At 73.1% G+C, this 23916-nt stretch carries 23 protein-coding genes and 1 pseudogene; 16 read left to right on the forward strand and 8 right to left on the reverse strand.

Annotated features, from left to right (window positions below):
- The first annotated feature begins 47 nt into the window (after window positions 1-47).
- The 4 genes from bchI (at window position 48) to E2C06_RS07360 (ending at window position 5188) form a co-directional block, all read left to right on the forward strand.
- Complete coding sequence (bchI, locus tag E2C06_RS07345) at window positions 48-1079, forward strand: magnesium chelatase ATPase subunit I (RefSeq protein WP_133287949.1); 1032 nt, start codon at window positions 48-50, stop codon at window positions 1077-1079.
- The gene (locus E2C06_RS07350) at window positions 1076-2884 is read left to right on the forward strand and encodes a magnesium chelatase subunit D (RefSeq protein ID WP_241671161.1); all 1809 of its coding nucleotides are present in this window, start codon (window positions 1076-1078) and stop codon (window positions 2882-2884) included. Before bchI ends, E2C06_RS07350 begins: the two co-directional genes overlap by 4 nt.
- A gap of 79 nt (window positions 2885-2963) precedes the next feature.
- Entirely contained in the window at window positions 2964-3836 is an 873-nt protein-coding gene (gene bchO / locus E2C06_RS07355; protein ID WP_241671162.1) for an alpha/beta fold hydrolase BchO, read from the forward strand.
- Complete coding sequence (locus E2C06_RS07360; RefSeq protein ID WP_133287951.1) at window positions 3833-5188, forward strand: DUF3422 family protein; 1356 nt, start codon at window positions 3833-3835, stop codon at window positions 5186-5188. Before bchO ends, E2C06_RS07360 begins: the two co-directional genes overlap by 4 nt.
- Window positions 5189-5474: 286 nt before the next feature.
- Here E2C06_RS07360 and E2C06_RS07365 read toward each other — a convergent pair whose 3' ends face one another.
- The 3 genes from E2C06_RS07365 to E2C06_RS07375 all read right to left on the reverse strand — a co-directional run bounded on the left by E2C06_RS07365 (window position 5475) and on the right by E2C06_RS07375 (window position 7037).
- Window positions 5475-5981: an SRPBCC family protein gene (locus tag E2C06_RS07365; protein WP_133287952.1), complete on the reverse strand. Its 507-nt coding sequence runs from the start codon at window positions 5979-5981 to the stop codon at window positions 5475-5477.
- Window positions 5982-5984: 3 nt separating this feature from the next.
- On the reverse strand, window positions 5985-6335 hold the full coding sequence (locus tag E2C06_RS07370; RefSeq protein ID WP_133287953.1) for an ArsR/SmtB family transcription factor: 351 nt from the start codon (window positions 6333-6335) through the stop codon (window positions 5985-5987).
- Window positions 6336-6641: 306 nt separating this feature from the next.
- Complete coding sequence (locus E2C06_RS07375) at window positions 6642-7037, reverse strand: (R)-mandelonitrile lyase (protein ID WP_133287954.1); 396 nt, start codon at window positions 7035-7037, stop codon at window positions 6642-6644.
- Between the two features lie 248 nt (window positions 7038-7285).
- Between E2C06_RS07375 and E2C06_RS07380 the strand changes: the two genes are divergently transcribed.
- Window positions 7286-7819, forward strand: coding sequence for a hypothetical protein (locus tag E2C06_RS07380; protein WP_133287955.1), 534 nt, complete (start codon window positions 7286-7288; stop codon window positions 7817-7819).
- Window positions 7820-8007: 188 nt separating this feature from the next.
- Here the strand turns inward: E2C06_RS07380 and E2C06_RS40210 are convergent, their stop codons facing one another.
- Window positions 8008-9522, reverse strand: a complete 1515-nt coding sequence (locus E2C06_RS40210) for an alpha/beta hydrolase (protein WP_206664462.1) — start codon at window positions 9520-9522, stop codon at window positions 8008-8010.
- A 124-nt stretch (window positions 9523-9646) separates the two neighbouring features.
- Here E2C06_RS40210 and E2C06_RS07390 point away from each other — a divergent pair, with 124 nt between their 5' ends.
- The 4 genes and pseudogenes from E2C06_RS07390 (at window position 9647) to bchJ (ending at window position 13729) form a co-directional block, all read left to right on the forward strand.
- A complete protein-coding gene (locus E2C06_RS07390) occupies window positions 9647-10696 on the forward strand; it encodes a phytoene/squalene synthase family protein (protein ID WP_133287956.1) in 1050 nt (349 codons plus the stop codon).
- A 56-nt stretch (window positions 10697-10752) separates the two neighbouring features.
- Window positions 10753-11292, forward strand: a complete 540-nt coding sequence (locus E2C06_RS07395; protein WP_133287957.1) for a TspO/MBR family protein — start codon at window positions 10753-10755, stop codon at window positions 11290-11292.
- Between the two features lie 240 nt (window positions 11293-11532).
- Window positions 11533-12954: pseudogene (gene bchE, locus E2C06_RS07400) on the forward strand (magnesium-protoporphyrin IX monomethyl ester anaerobic oxidative cyclase); the annotation flags it as partial.
- Between the two features lie 181 nt (window positions 12955-13135).
- Window positions 13136-13729 carry a bacteriochlorophyll 4-vinyl reductase gene (bchJ, locus tag E2C06_RS07405; RefSeq protein ID WP_133287958.1) on the forward strand — a complete coding sequence of 198 codons (594 nt, stop codon included), beginning with the start codon at window positions 13136-13138 and terminating at the stop codon, window positions 13727-13729.
- On the opposite strand, the gene E2C06_RS07410 is transcribed toward bchJ, so the two are convergent.
- From E2C06_RS07410 to E2C06_RS07425, 4 genes are all read right to left on the reverse strand, one after another.
- The gene (locus E2C06_RS07410; protein ID WP_133287959.1) at window positions 13717-14505 is read right to left on the reverse strand and encodes a VOC family protein; all 789 of its coding nucleotides are present in this window, start codon (window positions 14503-14505) and stop codon (window positions 13717-13719) included. The genes bchJ and E2C06_RS07410 overlap by 13 nt on opposite strands.
- A gap of 57 nt (window positions 14506-14562) precedes the next feature.
- Window positions 14563-14853, reverse strand: coding sequence for a DUF2218 domain-containing protein (locus tag E2C06_RS07415; RefSeq protein ID WP_133287960.1), 291 nt, complete (start codon window positions 14851-14853; stop codon window positions 14563-14565).
- Entirely contained in the window at window positions 14853-15431 is a 579-nt protein-coding gene (locus tag E2C06_RS07420) for a PadR family transcriptional regulator (RefSeq protein WP_133287961.1), read from the reverse strand. The genes E2C06_RS07415 and E2C06_RS07420 overlap by 1 nt, the downstream gene beginning before the upstream one ends.
- A 100-nt stretch (window positions 15432-15531) precedes the next feature.
- Window positions 15532-16326 (reverse strand): DUF2189 domain-containing protein, encoded by a 795-nt coding sequence (locus E2C06_RS07425; protein ID WP_133287962.1) that lies wholly within the window; start codon window positions 16324-16326, stop codon window positions 15532-15534.
- 256 nt (window positions 16327-16582) lie between these two features.
- On the opposite strand from E2C06_RS07425, the gene E2C06_RS07430 reads away from it, so the two are divergent.
- The 7 genes from E2C06_RS07430 (at window position 16583) to E2C06_RS07460 (ending at window position 23896) form a co-directional block, all read left to right on the forward strand.
- Window positions 16583-17452 (forward strand): polyprenyl synthetase family protein, encoded by an 870-nt coding sequence (locus E2C06_RS07430; RefSeq protein WP_133287963.1) that lies wholly within the window; start codon window positions 16583-16585, stop codon window positions 17450-17452.
- A gap of 3 nt (window positions 17453-17455) precedes the next feature.
- A complete protein-coding gene (locus E2C06_RS07435; RefSeq protein WP_133287964.1) occupies window positions 17456-18607 on the forward strand; it encodes a methyltransferase in 1152 nt (383 codons plus the stop codon).
- 75 nt (window positions 18608-18682) lie between these two features.
- Entirely contained in the window at window positions 18683-19621 is a 939-nt protein-coding gene (gene bchC / locus E2C06_RS07440; RefSeq protein WP_133287965.1) for a chlorophyll synthesis pathway protein BchC, read from the forward strand.
- Window positions 19618-20637 carry a chlorophyllide a reductase iron protein subunit X gene (locus E2C06_RS07445; RefSeq protein WP_193560428.1) on the forward strand — a complete coding sequence of 340 codons (1020 nt, stop codon included), beginning with the start codon at window positions 19618-19620 and terminating at the stop codon, window positions 20635-20637. Before bchC ends, E2C06_RS07445 begins: the two co-directional genes overlap by 4 nt.
- Before the next feature lie 3 nt (window positions 20638-20640).
- Window positions 20641-22146 carry a chlorophyllide a reductase subunit Y gene (gene bchY, locus E2C06_RS07450; protein WP_133287966.1) on the forward strand — a complete coding sequence of 502 codons (1506 nt, stop codon included), beginning with the start codon at window positions 20641-20643 and terminating at the stop codon, window positions 22144-22146.
- 3 nt (window positions 22147-22149) lie between these two features.
- Window positions 22150-23598: a chlorophyllide a reductase subunit Z gene (gene bchZ, locus E2C06_RS07455; protein ID WP_133287967.1), complete on the forward strand. Its 1449-nt coding sequence runs from the start codon at window positions 22150-22152 to the stop codon at window positions 23596-23598.
- A gap of 115 nt (window positions 23599-23713) precedes the next feature.
- The gene (locus tag E2C06_RS07460) at window positions 23714-23896 is read left to right on the forward strand and encodes a M14 family metallopeptidase (protein ID WP_133287968.1); all 183 of its coding nucleotides are present in this window, start codon (window positions 23714-23716) and stop codon (window positions 23894-23896) included.
- Window positions 23897-23916 lie beyond the last annotated feature (20 nt).

The following is a 23916-nucleotide window of genomic DNA, read 5'->3' on the forward strand; positions in this document are numbered from 1 at the left end:
GCGCCGGAGCCACATATGCCGCAGCCTGCATGTCCGGACGGGGCCCCATGAGCCAGCGAGTCCCGTTCCCATTTTCCGCGATCGTCGGCCAGGACGAGATGAAGCTGGCCATCTTGGTGGCGGCGGTCGATCCCGGGATCGGCGGCGTGCTCGCCTTCGGCGACCGCGGCACCGGCAAGTCCACCGCCATCCGGGCGCTCGCCGGCCTGTTGCCGGACATCCCCGTGGTCGAGGGCTGCGCCTATCGCTGCGACCCCGGCGATGCCCGCGCGCTCTGCGACGACTGCCGTGCCCGCCAGGCCCGCGGCCCGCTGCGCACGCGGATGGCGCCGGTCCCCGTGGTCGACCTGCCGCTCGGCGCGACCGAGGACCGGGTGGTCGGCGCGCTCGACATCCAGCGGGCGCTGGCCAATGGCGAAAAGGCCTTCGAGCCCGGCCTGCTGGCCCGCGCCAATCGCGGCTTCCTCTACATAGACGAGGCGAACCTGCTGGAGGACCACTTGGTCGACCTCCTGCTCGACGTCGCCGCCTCCGGCGAGAACGTGGTGGAGCGCGAGGGACTGTCCATCCGCCACCCCGCCCGCTTCGTCCTGGTCGGCTCCGGCAACCCCGAGGAGGGGGAGCTGCGGCCGCAATTGCTCGACCGCTTCGGCCTTTCGGTCGAGGTCCGCACCCCCGGCGACCTGCCGAGCCGGATCGAGGTGATCCGCCGGCGCGATGCCTATGACCGCGACCCCGCCGGCTTCGCCGCGCAATGGGGTGGCGCCGAGGCCGAGTTGCGCGGGCGCATCCTCGCGGCGCGCGAGGGGCTGGCGCAGGTCGCGGTGCCGGACACGGCCTATGAGCGCGCGGCGCAGCTCTGCCTTTCGCTCGGCACCGATGGCCTCCGCGGCGAGCTGACCTTGATCCGCACCGCCCGGGCGCTCGCGGCGCTCGAGGGCAGCGCCGCGGTCGGCGATGCCGAATTGCGCCGCGTCGCCCCGCCCGCCCTGCGCCACCGGCTCCGCCGCAACCCGCTGGACGAGGCGGTGGCCGGCACCCGGGTGGAGCGCGCGGTGCAGGAGTTGTTCGGCCCGTGACCACGCAGGGGCCCGACGACCCGACCCCTTGGGCGGAGGCCATGCAGGCCGCCGCGCTGCTGGCGATCGACCCGGCCGGGCTCGGCGGCGCCTCGCTCCGCGCCATGCCGGGGCCGGTGCGCGACGCGTGGCTGGCCCTGCTGCGCGGCCTGCTGCCGGCGGGCACGCCCTGGCGCCGCGTGCCGCTCGCGGTTGGCGACAGCCGGCTGCTCGGCGGGCTCGACCTGACCGCGACCCTGCAATCCGGCCGCCCGGTGGCCGAGCGCGGCCTGCTGGCCGAGGCCGATGGCGGCGTGCTGGTCCTGGCCATGGCCGAGCGCGTCACCGCCAATACCGCGGCGCATCTGGCCATGGCGCTCGACACCGGCGAGGCCATCGCCGAGCGCGACGGCCTGGCGCTGCGGGCCCCGGCGCGGCTGGCCGTGGTGGCCCTCGACGAGGGCCTGGCGCCGGAGGAGGCACCGCCCGCCGCCCTGCTGGAACGCCTGGCCTTCCGCCTCGACCTGCACGCCATCGCGCCGCGCGAGGCGGAGGGCGAGGCGCCGGATGTCGCCGCGGCGCGGGCGCGGCTGCCCGCCGTCACCGCCGGCGACGACATCCTCGTGGCGCTCTGCGGCACCGCGCTGGCCCTCGGCATCGGCACGTTGCGGGCACCGGTCCTGGCCTTGCGGGCGGCCAGGGCCGCGGCGGCGCTGGCCGGCCGCGACGCGGTGACCGAGGACGACGCTGCGCTCGCGGCACGGCTGGTGCTGGGGCCGCGCGCCCTGGTACTGCCGGCCGAGGCGCCCGCGGAGGAGCCCGGATCCGAGGCGGAGCAGCCGGCGCCCGAGCCGCCGCCCGACCCGGGCGAGGAGGATGACCTGCCCGACCCGCAGGCGCTGCAGGACATGATCCTTGCCGCCGCCGCGGCGGCGGTGCCGGCGCACCTGCTGGACGGGCTCAAGCTCGGCGAGGCGGCGCGCTCGCGCACGCCCGGCAAGGCCGGGGCGCAGAAGGCCTCGCCGCGGCGCGGCAGGCCGATCGGCGTCCGCGCCGGGGAGCCTCGGGGCGGCGCGCGCCTGGCGCTGGTCGAGACGCTGCGGGCTGCGGCGCCCTGGCAGCGGCTGCGCCGGCGGAGCGCGGCGCCGATCGCGGCGCGGCCCGGTGAGGACATGCCGCGCCGGATCGAGATCCGGCCCGGTGAGGACACGCCGCGTCGGATCGAGATCCGGCGCGAGGACCTGCGCATCCGCCGCTTCCGGCAGCGCTCCGAGACGGCGACGATCTTCGCCGTCGACGCCTCCGGCTCCGCCGCGCTGCACCGGCTCGGCGAGGCGAAGGGCGCGGTCGAGCTGCTGCTGGCGGATTGCTACGTGCGCCGCGACAAGGTGGCGCTGCTGGCCTTCCGCGGCACCGGGGCCGAGTTGCTGCTGCCGCCGACCAGCTCGCTAGTGCGGGCCAAGCGCAGCCTGGCCGGGCTGCCCGGCGGCGGCGGGACGCCGGTGGCCGCGGCGCTCGACGCGGCCCTGGCCCTGGCCGATGCGGTGCGGCGGAAGGGACAGACCCCGCTGCTGGTGATGCTGACCGATGGCCGCGCCAATGTCGCCCGCGACGGCGCCGGCGGCCGTGCCCGGGCCGAGGCCGAGGCGCTGGAGGCCGCCCGGGCGCTGCGCGCCGCCCGCGTCGCCTGCGTGCTGGTCGATGTCTCTCCCCGCCCGGCCGAGGCCGGCCGGCGGCTGGCCGCCGAGATGGGCGCCAAGTACCTGGCGCTGCCCTACGCCGACGCAGCGACGCTCTCCCGCGCCGTGAAGGCCGAGGCGGCATGAGCCGCGAACGCGGGTCGGGGTCCGGGGACCGACCCGGTCCCCGGTGGGGGGCCAGGGGGCAAAGCCCCCTGGAAGGCCGTTGATCCCCGCGGACTGGCCGAACCGGAGTTCCAGCCGGTTCGTCACCGCGGGCGGCCTGCGCTGGCACGTCCAGGTCGCCGGCAGCGGCCCCGTGCTCCTGCTGGTCCACGGCACCGGCGCCGCGACGCATTCCTGGCGCGACCTGCTGCCCCTGCTCGCCCGGCACTTCACCGTCGTCGCGCCCGACCTGCCCGGCCATGGCTTCACCCAGCGGCCGCGCGCCGAGGGGCTGTCGCTGCCCGGCATGGCGCGCGGCGTCACCACACTGCTGCGCGCGCTCGGCCTCAAGCCGGCGCTCGCCGCGGGGCATTCCGCCGGCGCCGCGGTGATCGCCCGGATGACGCTCGACGGCGGCATAGCACCAAGGGCGCTGGTCGGGCTCAACGCCGCGCTGCTGCCCTTCGAGGGGCTGGCCGGGCAGATCTTCTCCCCCATCGCCCGGCTGCTCTCCGGCCTCCCCGCGGTGCCCTGGTTCTTCGCTTGGCGCGCCGGCGACCGCGGCCTGGTCGAACGCCTGCTGCGCGACACCGGCTCGACCCTCGATCCGCGCGGCGTCGAGCTCTATGGCCGGCTGGTGCGGCAGCCCGGGCATGTCGCCGCGGCGCTCGGCATGATGGCGCATTGGGAGCTGCGGCCGCTGCTGCGCGACCTGAAGGCGCTTTCCGTGCCCCTGGTGCTGGTGGTCGGCGGGCATGACCGGACCGTGCCGCCCTCCGACGCCCGGCGCATCCGCGCCGCGGTGCCGGGCACCCGGATCCTCGACCTGCCGGCGCTCGGCCACCTCGCCCATGAGGAGCGGCCGGCCGAGGTCGCCGGCATCCTTCTGCGGATCGCCGAGGAGGCCGGCGCGCTGGCCGCCGTCACCGCATGATCCTGCCCGCGTCCCACCCGCAGCGGCTCGAGCTGAACGACGAGGTCCATGCCCGGCCGCCGGAGGCGATGGCGCCGCCGCTGCGCGTCTCCTACCTCGCGCTGCTGAACGACCCGGCGCGACGCGACGCGGCCTGGGAGGCGGTGGTGGCGCTGGCGCAGCGCATGGCGGTCGCACCGCCGCTGCCCGGGGCCAGCCATTTCAGCGCCGATTTCGGCCCCTTCCGGCTGAAATGGGAAAGCCACACCGAGTTCCACCGCATCATGATCTTCGCGCCCCTGAAGGGCGACGTCTCCGCCCCGCTGGCCGGCGACGACCCCTTCACCGAGCCGGCCATCGCCACCGTCCCGGCCGATTGGGTCGAGGCGCTGCCCGGCCGGCTGCTGGTGGCGGCGCATGTCGGGCTGCTGTCCTCCGCCGCGGCGGCGCCCGACCTGGACACGATCTCGGATCGGCTGTTTGCCGGCAACGTCCTGGCCGGCGGGCAGATGGCCGGCGGCCTCGCGCACGCCTTCACCGATTTCCGCATCCATACCGGCGGCTTCAGCCGGATGCTGGTGCTCGACGGCGGGATGAGCCCGCGCCAGGCCGGCCGCTACGTGCAGCGGCTGCTGGAGATCGACACCTACCGGATGCTGGCGCTGCTGGCGCTGCCCATGGCGCGCGAGATCGGCCCCTTCCTGACGCGGTCCGAGCAGGAACTGGCGCGGATCATCAGCGCCCTGGTGAAGGCGAGCGACGCGGACGAGCCGGAGCTGCTGGAGCGGCTGACCAACCTGGCCGCCGAGGTGGAGGCGCGCGAGGCCGAGTCGCTGTACCGCTTCAGCGCGGCCGATGCCTATTACGAGCTGGTGCAGCGCCGCATCGCCGAGCTCCGCGAGGTGCGGATCGAGGGCGTGCAGACGCTGCAGGAGTTCACCGAGCGCCGCCTGGCGCCGGCGATGAACACCTGCCGGGCCATCGCGGCGCGGCAGGATGCGCTGTCCCGCCGCGTGGCACGGGCGACGGCGCTGCTGTCCACCCGCGTCGATCTCACGCGCGAGCGGCAGAACCAGGAAGTGCTGGCCTCGATGAACCGCCGGGCGCAGCAGCAGCTGAGGCTGCAGGAGACGGTGGAGGGGCTGTCGATCGCGGCGGTGACCTACTACGTCGTCGGGCTGGTCGGCTATGTCGCGAAGGGCCTCAAGGCGGGCGGGGCGAAGCTCGACCCCGACCTGGTGACGGGCGTTGCCATCCCCGTGGTGGCGGTGGTGGTGGCCTTGGGCCTGCGGCAGGTGCGGCGCTTCCTGAAGCGGCGGCGGAAGCCCCGGGCGGGCGAGTGGGGCGGCTTCAAGCCGCCTCAACCGGGTTGAGGCCGATCCGGTCTTTTCGCCGGGAAAGCCGCGGTCCTGCCCGGCGCCGCGCCCGCACGGGTTTTAGCTTTCAGGCTTTGAGGCGCCTCGGCCGGCCTTCCGGGGATGCCATGCGCGGTTTCGGACAAACTCCGTCCGCTGACATTATTCCTATCGCACGGAGCCGGGCAAAGCGCAACGAATCCCGTGCCCGGACAGGCATGCCGGGCGCAGCCGCGGCCCTTGGTGGTGCCGATGCCGGCGCCCGGCCCTTCTGGCCGCGGATCGGACCTCCGTGCGCCGCCCGTCAGCCGAGGAAGCGGTCGAGCTGGTCGAAGCTGCCGCCCCAGCCGCCGCTCATCGACGGGATGGCGGCGGCGAAGGCCGCGCGCTCCTCGGCCGTCGCCTCGATCGGCGACCAGCGCAGCGTCACCTGCGTCGCCTCGGCCTCGCCCGATGCCGGCTCGAAGGTCACGGTGGTCAGCAGCTCCGGCGGCCAGGCGCCACCGAAGGGAGAGGGCGCGATATTGCCCGCCGCATCGCCGAAGGCATGCGCCCAGACCAGGCGGGCGGGCGGGACGACCTCACGATAAACGAAGCGCGCCCACATCGTGCCGCCCTCCGGCATTTCCATCCGCGCATGCAGCAGGCCGCCCGGCCGCAGCTCGAAGCGGAGGACGGTGGTGGTGACGCCCTTCGGGCCGAACCACTGCGCCAGCATCTCGGGCTTCGTCCAGGCATCCCAGACCCGCCGGCGCGGCGCCCGGAACAGCCGGGTGATGGTGAACTCGGGTCCCGGTTCGGCGGCAGCCATGGGTCAGCCTTTCCTGTCCTGGGTGTGGGGGGCCTCAGTGCCGGGTGACCGCAGCAGCGTGTCCAGCCGGTCGAAGCTGTCGGTCCAGAGGCTGCGGAGCTGGTCGAGCCAGGCGCTGGTCTCGTCCACCGCCGCCAGGCGCAGCCGGCGGGGCCGCGCCTGGCGGTCCTGGCCGCGCTCGATCAGCCCGGCGCCCTCCAGCACCTTGAGGTGCTTCGAGATGGCCGGCTGGCTGATGCTGAAGGGCTTCTGCAGCTCGGCGACGGTGGCCTCGCCATGGGCCAGCCGGGCCAGGATGGCGCGGCGGGTCGGGTCGGCCAGGGCGGCAAAGGTCCGGTCGAGCCTGTCCTGCATAGCCGGAAGGCTATATAGCCGATCGGTTATGCGCAAGGATGCTGAGGCGGCCGGGCCCGGTTCGCGGCGACCGGTGCCACCGCGGCGCGGCCGGCGAGAGGCCCGGCGCGGCCCAGCTTGGCCTGCCGGAACGAGGGATGGGCATGGCCGGCCCAGCGCCCGGACGCTGCTCGCGCGCTCACCGGCTTTGCCGCCTTGCTGGCCCTGTCCGGGCCGCCCGCGCTGGCCTTCTCCGACCCGCGGCGGCGTGGCGGGATGCCGTCGGCCGATCCGGCGCGGCTTGCCATAGCGCCGGGCCGGCCTTCCTCAGCCGCCGTACTGCGCCTCGCTCACCTGCTCCATCCAGGTCACCGCACTGCCGTCCAGCTTCTCCTGGATGGCGATATGCGACATCGCGGTGGTGGGGGCGGCGCCGTGCCAGTGCTTCTCGCCGGGCGGGAACCAGACCACGTCGCCGGGGCGGATCTCCTCGATGGGCCCGCCCTCCCGCTGCACCCGGCCGCAGCCGGCGGTGACCACCAGGGTCTGGCCGAGCGGGTGGGTGTGCCAGGCGGTGCGGGCGCCGGGCTCGAAGGTGACCAGGGCACCGGCGACCCGGGCGGGGTCGGGCGGGCTGAACAGCGGGTCGATCCGGACGATGCCGGTGAACCAGTCCGATGGCCCCTTGCCGGAGGGCTGGGTGCCCGCGCGCCTGATGTCCATGCGGGGTTTCCTGATCGATGGAGGCAAACAAATGTCGGGGTGGGGGAAAGCGTTCCCTCCCCGAACCCCATGTTTCCGTTCTGCGGGCCGGGTGTTGTCGCGGGAAGGAGGCGGGCAGGGGCCGGTTAATAGATTGGATAGAATCGTCGGCAATGGGCGAGGGCCGGACCCTGGGCGGCCGATCCCATGAATTCTGACGTCGCCCAAGGCACCCATGCAGGCTGACCTCCCATTTCAGCGATGATGCGATGTCCTACAACCTTGAGAAAGAACTCGAAGCCGACATTCGTCTGAATACCTGGCTCCGCCGCTGCAACGGGGCCATGTCGGAGACGCTGGTCTGGTTGACCGTGGTGACGTCGTTTGCCTTGACCGTCGTGGCGTCCGTGTTTCCGGATGCGAAAGTCTTCAGCAATCTGACCTTCATCGCGTTGTTGTCGCCGCTGCCCGGCATCCTCACCGTCATTCGCACTGCGCTCGGTCCGAACCGGAAGGCGGCCTTCTTCGTCGAGAAGGAAGCCAGGCTGAAGAACATCCGCCGCAGGCTCGGCGCGTGTGTCATCGACGCCAAGGAAGCCGCGAGCGAATGGTGCGCGCTTGAGGAAGACGCCATGCGCCGGTGGCAGGAGATCATGCGACTGGAAGGTGAAGGGTCTTACGGCAGCCAGTCCGGTGGCGCATCGCCGCAGCCTAGTGCGAGCTTGGACGCAGCGCGCCTCAAGCTGCCGAGGAAGGGGCAGACCGAAAGACCTGCCGGGGCAGGCGACGGACCTATGCCCTGATAGGGCGCCGCATCCGATACCACCTGCGTTAGCGCCGGGCCCGCGGCGGGACGGGCCGCATGGGGCTGGTTCGCCGAATGGCCGCTGCGGATCGCGTGCCGCAGCACGCCTCCCGGCCGGTGCGGGCACCGCTGGACCGGGTCCTCCGCGAAGGCGGGGAACATGCCGCCTTCCCGCCCCGCCTCTTCCTACCGCGGCACCACCGGAAACGTCGCCGCCATCGCCCAGGCCAGCGCCAGCGCATTGGCCAGCGCCGCCGGCAGCGGCGACCCCGTGGCGCGGAAGCTCCAGCGGCCGAACAGCCCGAAGACCACCAGAAAGACCAGCATCACCGGCACGATGATGATCAGGAAGAACAGCCGCCGCGCGTCGAGCGCCACCGCGCCGAGCAGCGAAAGCAGGAACAGCGCCTTGGTCGCCGGATAGGCCAGCCGCGCCGCCGCTGTCCCGCGCGTCGCCCATTCGTCCGCCAGGAACCAGGGCAGGGTGCCGAGCAGGATCAGCGGCACCAGCCAGGCGCGGTGCGGCGCCGGCAGGAAGGACAGCACGAAGCGGTCGAGCGCGAGGCCCAAGCCGAGGATGGCATAGGCGGCGATCGCCAGCGCCGCGACGGCGACGGCCAGCGGGGCGGCGCGCGCGCCCGGCGCCTCGCCGCGCCGCGCCCACCACAACCCGGCCGCGGTCAGCGCGCCGTAGGCCGCGCAATGCACCGTCAGGTAGTCGCCGAGCAGGATGGGCAGGAAGCCGGTGGGCAGCAGCCGCAGCAGCAGCGGCGTGGCGACGGCGGGCAGCACCGCCACCGGCCAGAAGCGCCGCCAGGGCAGGCCGCCGCCGCCCGGCGCCGCCGCGGCGCGCGGCAGCAGGTGCGAGAGCGGCCAGGCCAGCGCCAGCAGCCCGCCGAGCAGCAGGCCGATCGCGCCGCCGCGCGCGTCGAGCATTCCCTCGCCGTCGCGGCCGAAGGCGGCGTTCAGCCAGGCGCGGGCCTCGGCCAGGCTCTGCCGGGCATAGAGGATGCCGATATGCTCGACCCCCTGCACCAGCACCAGGCGGCGGGCGGTGCCGGCGTCGAACGCGCCATAGGTCGTCTCGGGCTCCGGCGGGCCGGGAGAGGCCAGCGCCACGATCCGCCGCGCCGCCTCCTGCAGGAAGGCGGGCTCCCAGGCCCCCACCGCGACCAGCAGGTTGCGCGGCTGGTCGGCCGTGACCTCCGGCCCGAAGCCGGAGAAGGCCACGGTCGCCGCGGCCTCCGGCCGGGCGAAGGCCCAGCGGATGACGATGTCGGCCGCCATGGAATGGCCGAGCAGCGCCAGCCGCCCGTCGCCGAGCGGCCGCGCCGCCGCGGCCACCCGGCCCAGCGCCTCGAGCAGCACGCCCGAGGCCGCCTTGTCGTCCGACAGCCCGCCCGAGAGCGGCGTGGGGTTCCGGCCATGGCCGGGGAAGTCGAAGGTCACCGCGGTGAAGCCGGCCTGGGCGAGCGTGGTGGCGAAGGGCTGCATCATCTGCTGCGAGCCGGCGAAGCCATGCGCGATGACGACGACCGGCGCCGCGCCGCCGGATGCGGGGCGGTAGACCGTCGCCGGGATCTCCCCCACCGCCAGCGGCGCCACCGCCAGCCCGCCGAGCGGCGCGCGCAGCCGCGTCAGGCCGAGCGCAATGCCGGCCAGGGCCAGGAGGGTCACCATTCCCAGGGCAAGACGCCGCACCCGATTTGTCCCCGTTGTCTGACGTTTTGCCCTGGCCACGACTGTCAGGCTGGATTTACAGTAACCGATCAACGGGTTTCCGACAGCCGCGGCGCAGACCGCGCGCCTCCAGATGGGGTCCAAGATGCGTCTGTCCCGGCAAGAACCCGTTCTCGGCCCCGAAGACCTCGCCGCCTGCCGGGCGCTGCTCGCCGGCGGGTCGAAAAGCTTCCACGCGGCCTCCCGGTTGCTGCCGCGGCGGATCGCCGAGCCGGCCACCGCGCTCTATGCCTTCTGCCGGGTCGCCGACGACGTCATCGACCTCGACCCCGGCCCTGCCGCGCTGGCCGGGCTGCAGGACCGGCTGCGGCGGGCCTATGAGGGCCGGCCGCTGCCGATGGCCGCCGACCGGGCGCTGGCCTCGGTCATCGCCCGCTACGCCATCCCCCGCGCGGTGCCGGAGGCGCTGCTGGAAGGCTTCGCCTGGGACCGCGCCGGGCGGCGCTACGAGACGCTGGCCGACCTCACCGCCTATGCCGCCCGCGTCGCCGGCACGGTCGGCGCCATGATGGCGCTGCTGATGGAGGAGCGGAGGCCGGCGGTGCTGGCCCGCGCCTGCGACCTCGGCGTCGCCATGCAATTCTCCAACATCGCCCGCGACGTCGGCGAGGATGCCCGGGCCGGGCGGCTCTACCTGCCCATGGCGTGGATGCGGGAGGCCGGGCTCGACCCCGAGGCTTGGCTGGCCGACCCGGTCTTCGATGCCCGGCTGGCCGGGGTGGTGCGGCGGCTGCTGGCCGAGGCGGCGGCGCTTTATCGCCGCTCGGAGGCCGGGATCGCCCGGCTGCCGCTCTCCTGCCGCCCGGGAATCGGCGCCGCGCGCTGGATCTATGCCGAGATCGGCCACCAGGTGGCGCGGGAGGGCTTCGACAGCGTTTCCCGCCGCGCCGTGGTCTCGGGCCGGCGCAAGGCGGCGCTGCTGGCCCGCAGCCTCGGCGCCATCGCCCTGCCGGCCGGCGCCACCGACGCGCCCTGCCTGCCGGAAACGCGCTTCCTGGTCGAGGCGGTGGCGGCCGAGCCGCGCCGCCTGCGCCCGGCGCCGCCGGACCGGCGCCTCGGCCAGCAGGTGGGCTGGATGCTCGACCTGATGCTGCGGCTGGAGCAGGAGCGGCCGCTGAACGGCGGCATGCGCTAAACCGAAGCGGCCATCGCCGCGTTCCGCTGCGCATCGAAGCGGCGGAGGCGGTTTGCATGGGTCAGTCCCTGGTCGAGACGGCGCGCGGCGCGCTGGCGCCGCGGCGGGTCGGCGACGGCGACATCGCCACGGCGCTGGCGGTCTGCGGCGGGGCGGTGCTAGCCTCGGCGCTGCTGGCGGCGCGCTGGTCGCCCTCCCCGGTGCATGGGCGCATCCGGCGGGACTACGAACGCTTGGAGAAGCCGCCCTTCAACCCGCCCGATGCCGCCTTCGCCATCTGGGGGCCGATCTATGCGGCGCTGACGGTCTCCGGCGCCCGGCTGTGGAATGCCCGGCCGAGCCCGGCGCGCAGCCGCGCCCTGGCGCATTGGTGGGGCATCCAGGGGCTGAACGCCGTCTGGGTGTGGCTCGGCTTCGGCAAGCGGCTGCGCGGCGCGGCGACGCTGGAAGCGGCCGTCACGGTGGTGAATGCCGCGGCCTATGTGGAGACCGCCCGCAAGGTGGACCGGCCGGCGGCCTGGCTCGCGGTGCCCTATGCCGCCTGGATCGGCTTCGCGGCGCTGCTGAGCGAGGAACTGTGGCGGCGGAACCGGTAGGCAAGGAAGGCAAGGCCAGGGAGGAGGTATCCTCCCAGGACCCTTTTCTGTTTTTCTGAGTCTTGCGTGCGCCGCGTGGCGGCAGCCGACTCATGAAAGGAAGGGGCGGGGCTCGGGAAGGGACACCCGTTTCCCTTCCCAACCAGTGTCATTTGAAACCGATTTGATCTCTGTCAAGGTGACCTGACAATTCCCCGGGCAGCCTCCCAGTGCCGGCCGAAGCCGGGGGAGGCCCAAGCGATGCGCATCGTCCTGATCCACCCGAACTACCATTCGGGCGGCGCCGAGATCGCCGGCACCTGGCCGCCGGCCTGGGTCGCCTATCTCTCCGGTTTCCTGAAGGCGGCCGGCTATGCCGACATCACCTTCATCGACGCAATGACCGAGCAGCTCGACCACGCGCAGGTGCGGGAACGGCTGGGCGCGCTGCGGCCCGACCTGGTCGGCTGCACCGCCATCACCCCCGCGATCTACGAGGCCGAGGCGATCCTGCGCATCGCCAAGGAGGCTTGCCCGCAGGCGGTGACCGTCCTGGGCGGCATCCACGGCACCTTCATGTACGGCCAGGTTCTCGCCGAGGCGCCCTGGATCGACGCCATCGTGGGCGGGGAGGGGGAGCAGGTGCTGCTCGACCTGGTCCGCTGCGTCGAGGCGGGCCGCTGGCCGGCGGAACGCGCCGGCGTCAAGGGCATCGCCTATGGCGAAGCGGGCCAGGCGGTGGCGACCCCCGCCGCGGCGCCGATCGCCGACATGGACCGCATCACGCCGGACTGGGGCATCCTCGACTGGCAGCGCTACATCTACACGCCGACCGGCACGCGCGTCGCGATCCCCAACCTGGCGCGCGGCTGCCCCTTCACCTGCAGCTTCTGCAGCCAGTGGAAATTCTGGCGCGACTACCGGGTGCGCGACCCCCGCAAGGTGGTGGACGAGATCGAAGGGCTGGTGCGCGACCACCAGGTCGGCTTCTTCATCCTGGCGGACGAGGAACCAACCATCCACAGGAAGAAGTTCGTCGAGTTCTGCGAGCTTCTGGTCGAGCGCAGGCTGCCCGTGCTCTGGGGCATCAACACCCGTGTCACCGACATCCTGCGGGACGAGGCGCTGCTGCCGCTCTACCGCAAGGCCGGGCTGATCCACGTCTCGCTCGGCACGGAAGCCGCGGCGCAGTTGAAGCTCGAGCGCTTCAACAAGGAGACGACGATCGCCCAGAACAGGAAGGCCATCCAGCTGCTGCGCGCCAACGGCATCGTTGCCGAGGCGCAGTTCATCGTCGGACTCGAGAACGAGACGGCGGAGACGCTGGAGGAGACCTACCGCATGGCGCTCGACTGGAACCCGGACATGGCGAATTGGGCGATGTACACGCCCTGGCCCTTCAGCGACCTGTTCCAGGAACTCGGCGACAAGGTCGAGGTCTTCGACTTCTCGAAGTACAATTTCGTCACGCCGATCATGAAGCCGGACGCGATGGACCGGGCGACGCTGCTCGACCGCACCATGGCGAACTACCGGCGCTTCTACCTGCGCAAGTCCTTCCTCGGCTACCCGTTCGAGCGCGACAAGGCGAAGCGGAAGTATCTGCTGGGCTGCCTCAAGGCCTTCCTGAAATCCGGCTTCCGGCGGACCTTCTACGACCTTGGCAAGGTCGGCTACTGGGGGCCGCAGACCAAGACATCGGTCGACTTCCATTTCGACGCGACGCGCACGATGAGCGCGGCGGCGGCGCGCGCCGCACAACGCGATGTGGAAGACCATGCACCGTCCCAAGGCGAAGCTGCCGGCGGCCAACGTCAAAGCCTGCGGTGGCGGCACGGAGCAACTGCCCGAAAGCGTCGAGTAGATGGACGGCGGCGCGCATCCCGGCGGCCGGATCGGGCCGAACGCCATCACCCGGATGGCCGAGGCGCTGCCGGCCGACGCCGTCGATGCGCTCTTTGCCGAGGCCGGCCTCGCCGCCTATCGCCGCGCCCCACCGGCCGGGATGGTGGCGGAGCGCGAGGTCGCCGCGCTGCACCGCGTGCTGCGGGCGCGGCTCGACCGCGCGGCCTATGCCGCGGCCGCCTGGGAAGCCGGGCTGCGCACCGGCGACTACCTGCTGGCCAACCGCATCCCGCGCCTGGCGCAAGGGCTGCTGCGCGCGCTGCCGGCAGCCCTGGCCGCGCGCCTGCTTTGCGCCGCGATCCGCCGGCATGCCTGGACCTTTGCCGGCAGCGGCGCCTTCGCCGCCAGGCCCGGCACGCCGACCCTGCTTTCTATCGCGGGCTGCCCGCTCTGCCGCGGCGCGGTGTCCGGCCAGCCCGCCTGCGGCTATTTCGCCGCGAGCTTCGAGCGGCTGTTCAGCCGCCTGGTGCATCGCCGCGCCCGCGTGACCGAGACCGCCTGCGCGGCGATGGGCGATCCCGCCTGCGTCTTCGCGGTGACCTATACCCGCTGATTGACCTCGATCACGTTGGAGGCGGGGTCGAGCAGGTAGATCTGCCGCATGCCGGCCATGGCATAGACCCCGGCATCCGACACCAGCACGCCCGCCGCTTCCAGCCGTGCCTTCACCGCGCCGACATCCGGCACGCAGAAGGCCGGGTGGCCGCCGATCGAGGGGTTGTGGGCGAAGCCGTTGCGCAGCGCGAAGCCGGGATCGGGGCGGATGATGTGCAGGCCGCTGTTGTCGGTGCCGAGCGTCAGCACCGAAAGTTCCGCCGGGTCGATGCTGAAGTCGCCGCGCGCGGCCGGCGCCTGCCAGCGCCCTTCGCGCATCCCGGCCATCTCGACGTAGAAGGCCGTGGCCTCCCGCACGTCGGCCGCGGGCAGGTTGACGTGGTGGACGTGCCAGCCGGGCTCGGGCGCGGCTGGCCCCCGCGCGACGAAGGCGACGAGGTTCGATGCCGGGTCGAGCGTCCAGAGCGCGTCGGTGCCGAATTCCGCCCGCTCTGCCTCGAGGCAGGGCAGCGCCGCCCGGCCGAGGTTGCCGGCGACCCGGTGCAGGTCATCCACGGCAATCGCCACGTGCCGCGCCCCGGCGGGGCCGAGCAGCCCGCCCGCCGTGCGGGACAGCACCCGGTCGGGCCGCTGCAGCCGGAGGCCCGGGCCGAATTCGAGCGTCCGCGCGTCGCGGTGCCGCGGCGCGCCGAGGCCGAGCAGCGTGCCGAAGACATGCCCGGATGCGGCCAGGTCGTGCGCCGCCAGCGACGCTCCCAGAATGGACCAGGTCATGTGGCGCTTCCCTCCCGGCCCGCAGGGTCCCACGCGCACCCGGCGCCAGCAAGCGGATCAGCCGGCCTCCCGCGCCCAGCTGACCTCCGGCGGGTCGCGGAACGCGAAGCGCAGCAGGTGGCGGGCGACGACATCCTCCAGCCCCGGCAGCGCCGCCGGGTCGGCGGCCTCGATCCGCAGGGCCAGCACGTCGCCCTCGGCCGCCAGCGCGCAGGTGCCGGCGGGGAAGGCGATGCTGCCGCTGGTCTCCGCCAGCGTCACCGGCAGCCTGTGGGCGAAGTGCCGGCAGAGCTGGCCGAGGTACCGGCGGGGCTGCTCCATGGCCACCCGCGCGACGGAGGCCGGCATCACGTGCGCTCCACCGCGACGGCGGCGGCATCCAGTGCCGCGGCCACGGCATTCGCCGCCTCCTCGGTCAGGGGCCCGCGGCCGAGGCGCAGGCGCAACGCCAGCTTCAGGTTCTCCATGGCGCGGGCGACCTGGGGCGCCGGCCCGCCGCCAAGCCGCCGCCCGGCTTCCTCCATCCGGGCGAGCAGGGCCTCGACCGTCGCGCGGTTGGCCTCAAGGAAGGCGCGGCCCTCGGCGGTGAGCTCGAGCTGCTTGCGGCTGCCCTCGCCGGCGGTGGCGGCGACGTGGCCGAGCTCCTCCAGCATGGTCAGGGTCGGGTAGATCACGCCGGGGCTGGGGCTATAGGCGCCGCCGACCCGCTCCTCGATTGCCTTGATGATCTCGTAGCCATGTCGCGGCTTCTCGGCGATCAGCCGGAGGACGACCAGGCGCAGGTCGCCCTGGCCGAAGAAGCGGCCGCGGCCGAAGCTGCCGCGGCCATGCCGGCCGCCGCCAAGGTCGAAGCGGTCCGGGCCGTGCTCGCCACGGGCGAAGCGGCGGCCGTGGCAATGCGGGTGGTGGATGGGTCGGTGATGCATGCATATCCCTTGTGAATGCCTTTCGGCGTATCTTAGATATATCTAAGAACGACATTCGCAAGGGGGGTAGCCGGCGCGGCCTGCCGCGCCGGCCTGCCGGTCAGGTCACCACGCGCTTGTAGAGGTGCCAGGTGGCATGCCCGAGCACCGGCATCACCACCGCCAGCCCGATGAAGGCCGGGATGCTGCCCAGCAGCAGCAGCACCGCCACGATCACGCCCCAGATCGCCATCGGCCCGGGATTGGCGATGCAGGCCTGCACGGAAGCGTTGATCGCCGAGCCGATCCCGACCCGCGGCCGGTCGATCAGCATCGGCACCGAGACCACCGTCAGCACCAGCACCAGCAGGGCGAAGACGAAGCCGACGCCATTGCCGAACAGCAGCAGCCGCTGCCCCTGCGGCGTGGTGAAGGCGGCGTGCACCATCTCGCTGAAGCTCATCGGCGGCAGCTGGCCGAGGGTCGCGTTCCAGATCATCTGCGCCACCGCCACCCAGGCGACGAAGATCGCCATCAGCAGGATGCCGAGCATGGCGATCTGCGGCAGGTTCGGGTGCCGCAGCACGGCGAAGGCGGTCAGCCAGGAGACCTCCTCCCCCGCTTCCCGGCGCCGGCTGATCTCGTAGAGGCCGACCGCCGCGACCGGCCCGACCAGGCTCAGCCCGGCGACCAGCGGCCAGAGCAGCGGCAGCAGGTCGCCGCCCGAGAAGGCGCGCGCCGCGACCAGTCCGACCAGCGGATAGAGCACGCAGAGGAAGACGAGCTGCGTCGGGATGGTGCGGAAATCGTCCCATCCCTGTCGCAAGGCGATCTGCAGATCGGCGGTGCCGATGCGGCGTATTCCCGCCTCGGCGACATCGGCAGCCAGGCGGTCATTGGTCCAGGCGTCAGCCATAGCGCAACCCTCCCCTTGTCGCCGCGCCGCGCGCGGCCTTGCCGTGATCCAGACGGACCCGGGGCGGCGCCGGCCATGGAGGGGCGGGAGCCGCCACGCGAGCCTTAGCGATCGCGATATGGCGCCTTCCCGTGCCGGGCTTGGGTCACGACCCGGCGAGGCGTGGATTCCGATTGACGCCACTGTCTATTCAAGTTGACAGTCATAATCGACAAGCAAGCCCGACACGCGCTCGGGCATTCGGGGAGGTCGCCAGATGGACGCCGTCACGCGGATCGAAAGGGCCCTGTCCGCCGCCATTGGCCTGGCCGAGGGGCCGGGCTGCCCGCCGCGCCTGGCCCAGGCGATGCGGCACGCGGTTTTCCCGAAGGGCGCCAGGGTGCGCCCACGGCTCTGCCTCGCGGTCGCCGGCGCCTGCGGCGACGACGCACCGGTGCTGGCCGAGGCCGCCGCCGCCTCGATCGAACTGCTGCACTGCGCTTCCCTCGTGCATGACGACCTGCCCTGCTTCGACGACGCCGCGACCCGGCGCGGTCGGCCCAGCGTGCATGCCGCGCATGGCGAGCCGCTGGCGGTGCTCGCCGGCGACGCGCTGATCGTGCTGTCCTTTCAGTTGCTCGCCCGCGCCGCGCAGCAGGCGCCGGCCCGGCTCGGCGCGCTGGTGACGGTTATCGGCGATTCGGTCGGCGTGCCGCGCGGCATCGTCGCCGGCCAGGCCTGGGAGAGCGAGCCGCGCTGTGACCTTGCGCAGTACCAGCGGGAGAAGACCGGCTCGCTCTTCGCCGCCGCGACCGCCGCCGGCGCCGCCGCGGCGGGCGCCGATGCGGCGGTCTGGCGGCTGCTCGGCGACCGGCTGGGCGAGGCCTACCAGGTCGCCGACGACCTGCGCGACGCGGTCGAGGACGAGCAGGAGATGGGCAAGCCGGCCGGCCAGGACGCGGCGCACCACCGCCCCAGCGCGGTGCTGCAATACGGCCTGTCCGGCGCCATCGCGCGGCTCGAGGACCTGGCGGCCGAGGCAGTCGCCGCCATCCCGGACTGCCCCGGGGCCTCGGCGCTGCGCGCGGTCATCCTGTCGGAGACCCGCCGGCTGCTGCCGCGCAAGCTGTCCGCCAGCGCGGCCTGACCCATGTCGGGCAGTGCCGACGCGATGTCCTCCGGAGCGCCGCCCGGCCTGCCGGAGCGGCTGCGCGATCTTTATGACCGGCTGCTCGCCAGCCCGCGCTTCCGGCAGTTCGCCACCCGCTTCCCGCTGACCCGGCCCATGGCCCGGCGGCGGGTGCGCGCGCTCTTCGATCTCTGCGCCGGCTTCGTTTATACCCAGACCCTGCTGGCCTGCGTCCGGCTGCGGGTCTTCGAGATCCTGCGCGACGGGCCGGTGCAGCACGACGTGCTTGTCGCCCGGCTGGGGCTCTCGGCCGGGGCCGCCGCGACGCTGCTGAACGCCGCGGAGTCGCTGAAGCTGGTGGCGCGCCGCCGCGGCGGGCGCTGGGGCCTCGGCGCGCTCGGCGCCGCCATGGTCGACAATCCCGGCGTCACCGCCATGGTCGAGCACCATGCGCTGGTCTACCGCGACCTGGCCGACCCGGTGGCGCTGCTCCGGCGCGACCGCGGCGGCAACGGGCTCTCGGGCTACTGGCCCTATGCCGAGGTCGAGCGCCCCGCCACGCTGCCGGATGCGCAGGTCGCCGCCTATACCGCGCTGATGGCGGCGTCCCAGCCCTTCATCGCGGAGGAGGTGCTGGCGGCCTACGACTTCTCGGCGCACCGCTGCCTGCTTGATCTGGGGGGCGGCGACGGCAGCTTCCTGCGCGCGGTCGCGGCCCGGCATCCCGATCTCCGCCTGATGCTCTTCGACCTGCCGGCGGTGGCCGAGCGCGGCCGCGCCGCCTTCGCCGCAGCGGGCCTTGCCGGCCGGGCCGAGACCTTCGGCGGCGACTTCACCGAGGGGCCGATGCCCGGCGGCGCCGACATCGTCTCGCTCGTCCGCATCGTCCATGACCACGACGACGCGAGGGCGCTGGCCATCCTGCGCTCGGCCCGCAGCGCGCTCGCCCCGGGCGGCACGCTGCTGGTGGCCGAGCCGATGTCCGGCACGCCGGGCGCCGAGCCGATCACGGAAGCCTATTTCGGCTTCTACCTGCTCGCCATGGGCACCGGCCGGCCGCGGAAGGCCGAGGAACTGGCCGCGCTGCTGCGCCAGGCCGGCTTCGATGCGCCGAAGCTGATGCCGACCCGCACGCCGCTGCTGGCGCGCGTCATGGTCGCCAAGGCGGCTTGAGGCATGTCAAACAAGCTTGACACTTTGAATTGTCAAGATACTCTGACATCGGGCTGGACATGGGAGGTCCAAGCAATGGACACCATCGCCGTCCTGCTGAGGGGACCGGAAGACCTGGGCCTCGAAAGGCTCGACCTCACACCCCCCGGCACGGACGATGTCGTGGTCGCGGTGGAGTGGAGCGGCATCAGCACCGGCACCGAGCGGCTGCTCTGGTCCGGCCGCATGCCGCACTTCCCCGGCATGGGCTACCCGCTGGTTCCCGGCTACGAAGCGGTCGGCCGCGTGACCCAGGCCGGCCCGGATGCGGGCCGTGCGGTCGGCGAGCGGGTCTTCGTCCCCGGCGCGCGCTGCTTCGGTCCCGTCCGCGGCCTGTTCGGCGGAGCCGCGGCGCGCCTCGTCGTGCCGGGCGCCAAGGTGGTGCCGATCGGCGAGGGCCTGGGCGAGGCCGGCGTGCTGCTGGCGCTCGCCGCCACCGCCCACCACGCCACTCCGGCCGGCGCCCTGCAGCCGGAGCTCATCATCGGCCATGGCGTGCTGGGCCGGCTGCTGGCCCGGCTGGCGATCGCCGCCGGAGCGCCGCCGCCGACCGTCTGGGACAGCAATGCCTCCCGCCGCGACGGCGCCGAGGGCTACCGCGTGGTGGACCCCGCGACCGACGACCGCCGCGACTACCGCGCGATCTGCGACGTCAGCGGCGACCCGAAGCTGCTCGACACCCTGATTGCCCGCTTGGCGCCGAGCGGCGAGATCTGCCTGGCCGGCTTCTACGCCGAGCCGCTGAGCTTCGCCTTCCCGCCCGCCTTCATGCGGGAGGCGCGGCTGCGCATCGCGGCCGAGTGGAAGGCGCCCGACCTGCTGGCGGTGCAGGCGCTGCTCGCCGCCGGCCGGCTCTCGCTGGACGGCCTGATCACCCACGTCGCGGCTGCGGCGCGGGCGCCGGATGCCTACCGCACGGCCTTCACCGATGCGGCCTGCCTGAAAATGATCCTCGATTGGAGGGACTGCGCATGAACGCGGCCGTCGGCAAGACCCCGTCCGAGTCCCCGAAATCCAGCATGGCGGACGCCCTGCGCGCCGAAGCCGCGCAGGAGCCGGACGCGGTGCATACCGGGCCGGTGAAGAAGCAGGCCCAGGTCATCGCCATCTACGGCAAGGGCGGCATCGGCAAGTCCTTCACCCTGGCGAACCTGTCCTACATGATGGCGCAGCAGGGCAAGCGCGTGCTGCTCATCGGCTGCGACCCGAAGTCGGACACCACCAGCCTGCTCTTCGGCGGCAAGTCCTGCCCGACGATCATCGAGACGTCGTCGAAGAAGAAGCTGGCCGGCGAGCCGGTCTCGATCGGCGATGTCTGCTTCAAGCGCGACGGCGTCTTCGCCATGGAGCTCGGCGGGCCGGAGGTCGGCCGCGGCTGCGGGGGCCGCGGCATCATCCACGGCTTCGAGCTGCTGGAGAAGCTCGGCTTCCACCAGTGGGACTTCGACTACGTGCTGCTCGACTTCCTGGGCGACGTGGTCTGCGGCGGCTTCGGCCTGCCGATCGCCCGCGACATGTGCCAGAAGGTCATTGTCGTCGGCTCCAACGACCTGCAATCGCTGTATGTGGCGAACAACGTCTGCAGTGCTGTCGAGTACTTCAAGAAGCTCGGCGGCAATGTCGGCGTCGCCGGCATGGTCATCAACAAGGATGACGGCACCGGGGAGGCGCATGCCTTCGCCGCCGCCGCCGGCATCCCGGTGCTGTCCGCCATCCCGGCCGACGACGATATCCGCCGCAAGAGCGCCAACTACGAGATCGTCGGCACGCCCGGCGGCCCCTGGGCCAGCGTCTTCGAGCAACTCGCCGTCCAGGTTGCCGAGGCGCCGCCGCTGCGGCCGACGCCGCTGAGCCACGACGCGCTGCTCGGCCTGTTCAAGGGCGACGCGGTCGGCCGCGGCGTGACGCTGCAGCCCGCGACGATGGAGGACATGTGCGCCTCCGCGGTGCTGACGAAGCCGTCGCTCGAAGTGGTCTACGAGGGCGCCTGAGCCATGGACGCTCTCCCCCCCACCCTCGAGGCGACCGGCTCCGGCTGCCATGGCGGCCGGGAGACGATGCTGGCGGCGGCCGGCGCGGCGGGGAAGACCGCGGCGATGGACCAGCTCATGCAGGACTATCCGCGCGGCCCGCACGACCAGCCGCAGAGCATGTGCCCGGCCTTCGGCAGCCTGCGGGTCGGGCTGCGGATGCGGCGGGTGGCGACGATCCTCTCGGGCAGCGCCTGCTGCGTCTACGGACTGACCTTCACCAGCCATTTCTACGGCGCCAGGCGCTCGGTCGGCTACGTGCCCTTCAATTCGGAGACGCTGGTCACCGGCAAGCTCTTCGAGGATATCCGCGAGGCGGTGCAGCTGACCGCCAGTCCCGCGGACTACGACGCCGTCGTCGTCATCAATCTCTGCGTCCCGACCGCCTCCGGCGTGCCGCTCGACCTGCTGCCGAAGCAGGTCGACGGCGTGCGGATCATCGGCATCGACGTGCCCGGCTTCGGCGTGCCGACCCATGCCGAGGCGAAGGACGTCCTCGCCGGCGCCATGCTGCGCTATGCGCGACTCGAGGCCGAGGCCGGCCCGGTGGCGCGGCCGCGCGGCGCGGTGGAGGGACAGCCCAGCGTCGCGCTGATCGGCGAGCTCTTCCCGGCCGACCCGGTCGGCATCGGCGCGCTGCTGGCGCCGATGGGCCTCTCCGTCGCGCCGCAGACCCCGGCGCGGGAATGGCGCGACCTTTATGGCGCGCTGGACTGCGTCGCGGCTGCCGCAGTGCATCCCTTCTATACCGCCAGCATCCGCGAATTCCGCGCGGCCGGCCGCCCCGTGGTCGGCTCCGGTCCCGTCGGCGTCGAGGGCACCGCGGAATGGCTCGAGGCAATCGGCCGCGCGGCGAACCTGCCGTCCCAGCGCATCGACCTGGCCAAGGCGCGCGCCTTGCCGGCGGTGCAGGGCGCGCTCGCCGCCAGCCCGATCGCCGCCCGCGTCACCGTCTCGGGCTACGAGGGCTCCGAGCTGCTGGTCGCCCGGCTGCTGGTCGAGGCCGGCGCCGAGGTGCCCTATGTCGGCACCGCCTGCCCGCGCACCGAATGGTCCGAGGCCGACCGCGCCTGGCTCGCCGCCCGCGGCGTGCACGTGCAGTACCGCGCCAGCCTCGAACAGGACGTGGCGGCGATGGAGGAGGTGAAGCCCGACCTCGCCATCGGCACCACCCCGCTGGTGCAGCGGGGCAAGGAACTCGGCATCCCCTCGCTCTACTTCACCAACATGGTCTCGGCCCGGCCGCTCTTCGGCCCGGCCGGCGCGGCCTCCATGGCGGCGATCGTCGCGGCGCAGACCAAGGGGCGCGAGCGCTTCTCCCGCATGGTCGGCTTCTTCGAGGGCGTCGGCACCAAGGACGGCGCCGGCTACGGATTCACGGGCAAGCCGATCGATCCCCCCGGCTTCCGCGACCGCCAGCGCAAGCAGCGCCTGGCTCGCGCGAAGGCCGAAGAAGCGGTGGGGACCTGAGCCATGCTCGTCCTCGACCATGACCGGGCCGGCGGCTACTGGGGCGCCGTCTATGCCTTCGCCGCGGTGCGCGGCCTGCGCGTCGTCATCGACGGCCCGGTGGGCTGCGAGAACCTGCCGGTCACGGCGGTGCTGCACTACACCGACGCGCTGCCGCCGCACGAGCTGCCGGTGGTGGTGACCGGGCTCGACGAGGACTCGCTGTCGCAGAACGGCACCGAGGGGTCGATGCGCCGCGCCGCGGCGAGCCAGGACCCCGACCTTCCGGCGGTGGTGGTCACCGGCTCGATCGCCGAGATGATCGGCGGCGGCGTGACGCCGGAGGGAAGCAACCTGCTGCGCTTCATCCCGCGCACCATCGACGAGGACCAGTGGCAGGCGGCCGACCGCGCCATCAACTGGCTCTGGACCGAGTTCGGCGCCAAGCGGGGCAAGGTGAAGCCGCGCGCCCGCCGGGAGGGCGAGGCGCCGCGGGTCAACATCATCGGGCCGATCTACGGCACCTTCAACATGCCGTCCGACCTCGCCGAGATCCGCCGCCTGGTCGAGGGCATCGGCTGCGAGGTCAACCTGGTCTTCCCGCTGGGCTCTCACATCGACGACGTGGCCAGGCTGCCGAATGCCGACGTCAACATCTGCATGTACCGGGAGTTCGGCCGCAAGCTCTGCGAGGAGCTCGACCGCCCCTATCTACACGCGCCCTTCGGCATCTTCGCCACCACCAACTTCCTGCGTAAGCTCGGCGAGCTGACCGGGCTCGACCCCGAGCCCTTCATCGAGCGCGAGAAGCACACCACGATCAAGCCGATCTGGGACCTCTGGCGCAGCGTGACGCAGGACTTCTACGCCACCGCCAGCTTCGCCGTGGTGGCGACCGAGACCTACGCGCGCGGCCTCCGGCGCTTCCTCGAGGAGGAGATGGGCGTGCCCTGCGCCTTCTCCTTCGCCCGCAAGCCTGGGATGAAGCCGGACAACGCCGCGGTGCGGGAGGCGATGAAGCGCACGCCGCCGCTGGTGCTGTTCGGTTCCTACAACGAGCGCATGTACGCCGCCGAGACGCGGGCGCGCTGCACCTATATCCCGGCCAGCTTCCCCGGCGCGATCATCCGCCGCGCCACCGGCACGCCCTTCATGGGCTTCGCCGGCGCGACCTACCTGGTCCAGGAATACTGCAACGCGCTGTTCGACGCGCTCTTCCACATCCTCCCCCTCGGCACCGACCTCGACCGCGTCGAGCCGACGCCGGCGCGCCCGGCCGAGATGTGGGAGCCGGCGGCGCAGGCGGTGCTCGAGCGGCACCTGGAGGCCGAGCCCTTCCTGCTCCGCATCTCGGCGGCCAAGCGGCTGCGCGAGCGTGCCGAGCGCGACGCGCGCGCGGCGTCGGAGACGACCGTCACCGCGGCGCGCGTCTCGCGCCTGCTGGCCGAGCTTGCCGAGGGACGCGTCGCATGAGCGCGCCCGGCGAGGCTTCCGGCACCCCATCGCGCGCGGCGTTCGCCGTCGCGCCGATCCCTGCCGCGCGGGACCTGCGCGGTACCGGCCGCAAGGCCATGTAGGAGGTCCGACTATGGCGGATATCAAGGGACCCTCCGGCTTGACGGAGGACGAGGCGAGGGAGGTCAACAACCTGCTGATGAAGGGTTGGGCGTTCTCCGTCTTCGCGTCGATGGGTGCGCATATCCTGGTGTGGCTGTGGCGTCCGCTGGTCTACGGCGGCCAGGCCGTGCCGCCGGATTGGCGCTTCTTCTGATTGGCTGAGGGGCGGCCGCG

The sequence above is a fragment of the Dankookia rubra genome (assembly GCF_004355005.1).
In the GTDB taxonomy this organism is placed as follows: domain Bacteria; phylum Pseudomonadota; class Alphaproteobacteria; order Acetobacterales; family Acetobacteraceae; genus Paracraurococcus; species Paracraurococcus ruber_A.

Excerpts from the sequence above, each read along its gene's own strand:
- bchI (WP_133287949.1), top strand. The coding sequence starts at position 48 with ATGAGCCAGCGAGTCCCGTTCCCATTTTCCGCGATCGTCGGCCAGGAC.
- E2C06_RS07360 (WP_133287951.1), top strand. The coding sequence starts at position 3,833 with ATGATCCTGCCCGCGTCCCACCCGCAGCGGCTCGAGCTGAACGACGAG.
- E2C06_RS07365 (WP_133287952.1), bottom strand. The coding sequence starts at position 5,981 with ATGGCTGCCGCCGAACCGGGACCCGAGTTCACCATCACCCGGCTGTTC.
- E2C06_RS07370 (WP_133287953.1), bottom strand. The coding sequence starts at position 6,335 with ATGCAGGACAGGCTCGACCGGACCTTTGCCGCCCTGGCCGACCCGACC.
- E2C06_RS07375 (WP_133287954.1), bottom strand. The coding sequence starts at position 7,037 with ATGGACATCAGGCGCGCGGGCACCCAGCCCTCCGGCAAGGGGCCATCG.
- E2C06_RS07380 (WP_133287955.1), top strand. The coding sequence starts at position 7,286 with ATGTCCTACAACCTTGAGAAAGAACTCGAAGCCGACATTCGTCTGAAT.
- E2C06_RS07390 (WP_133287956.1), top strand. The coding sequence starts at position 9,647 with ATGCGTCTGTCCCGGCAAGAACCCGTTCTCGGCCCCGAAGACCTCGCC.
- E2C06_RS07395 (WP_133287957.1), top strand. The coding sequence starts at position 10,753 with ATGGGTCAGTCCCTGGTCGAGACGGCGCGCGGCGCGCTGGCGCCGCGG.
- bchJ (WP_133287958.1), top strand. The coding sequence starts at position 13,136 with ATGGACGGCGGCGCGCATCCCGGCGGCCGGATCGGGCCGAACGCCATC.
- E2C06_RS07410 (WP_133287959.1), bottom strand. The coding sequence starts at position 14,505 with ATGACCTGGTCCATTCTGGGAGCGTCGCTGGCGGCGCACGACCTGGCC.
- E2C06_RS07415 (WP_133287960.1), bottom strand. The coding sequence starts at position 14,853 with ATGCCGGCCTCCGTCGCGCGGGTGGCCATGGAGCAGCCCCGCCGGTAC.
- E2C06_RS07420 (WP_133287961.1), bottom strand. The coding sequence starts at position 15,431 with ATGCATCACCGACCCATCCACCACCCGCATTGCCACGGCCGCCGCTTC.
- E2C06_RS07425 (WP_133287962.1), bottom strand. The coding sequence starts at position 16,326 with ATGGCTGACGCCTGGACCAATGACCGCCTGGCTGCCGATGTCGCCGAG.
- E2C06_RS07430 (WP_133287963.1), top strand. The coding sequence starts at position 16,583 with ATGGACGCCGTCACGCGGATCGAAAGGGCCCTGTCCGCCGCCATTGGC.
- E2C06_RS07435 (WP_133287964.1), top strand. The coding sequence starts at position 17,456 with ATGTCGGGCAGTGCCGACGCGATGTCCTCCGGAGCGCCGCCCGGCCTG.
- bchC (WP_133287965.1), top strand. The coding sequence starts at position 18,683 with ATGGACACCATCGCCGTCCTGCTGAGGGGACCGGAAGACCTGGGCCTC.
- E2C06_RS07445 (WP_193560428.1), top strand. The coding sequence starts at position 19,618 with ATGAACGCGGCCGTCGGCAAGACCCCGTCCGAGTCCCCGAAATCCAGC.
- bchY (WP_133287966.1), top strand. The coding sequence starts at position 20,641 with ATGGACGCTCTCCCCCCCACCCTCGAGGCGACCGGCTCCGGCTGCCAT.
- bchZ (WP_133287967.1), top strand. The coding sequence starts at position 22,150 with ATGCTCGTCCTCGACCATGACCGGGCCGGCGGCTACTGGGGCGCCGTC.
- E2C06_RS07460 (WP_133287968.1), top strand. The coding sequence starts at position 23,714 with ATGGCGGATATCAAGGGACCCTCCGGCTTGACGGAGGACGAGGCGAGG.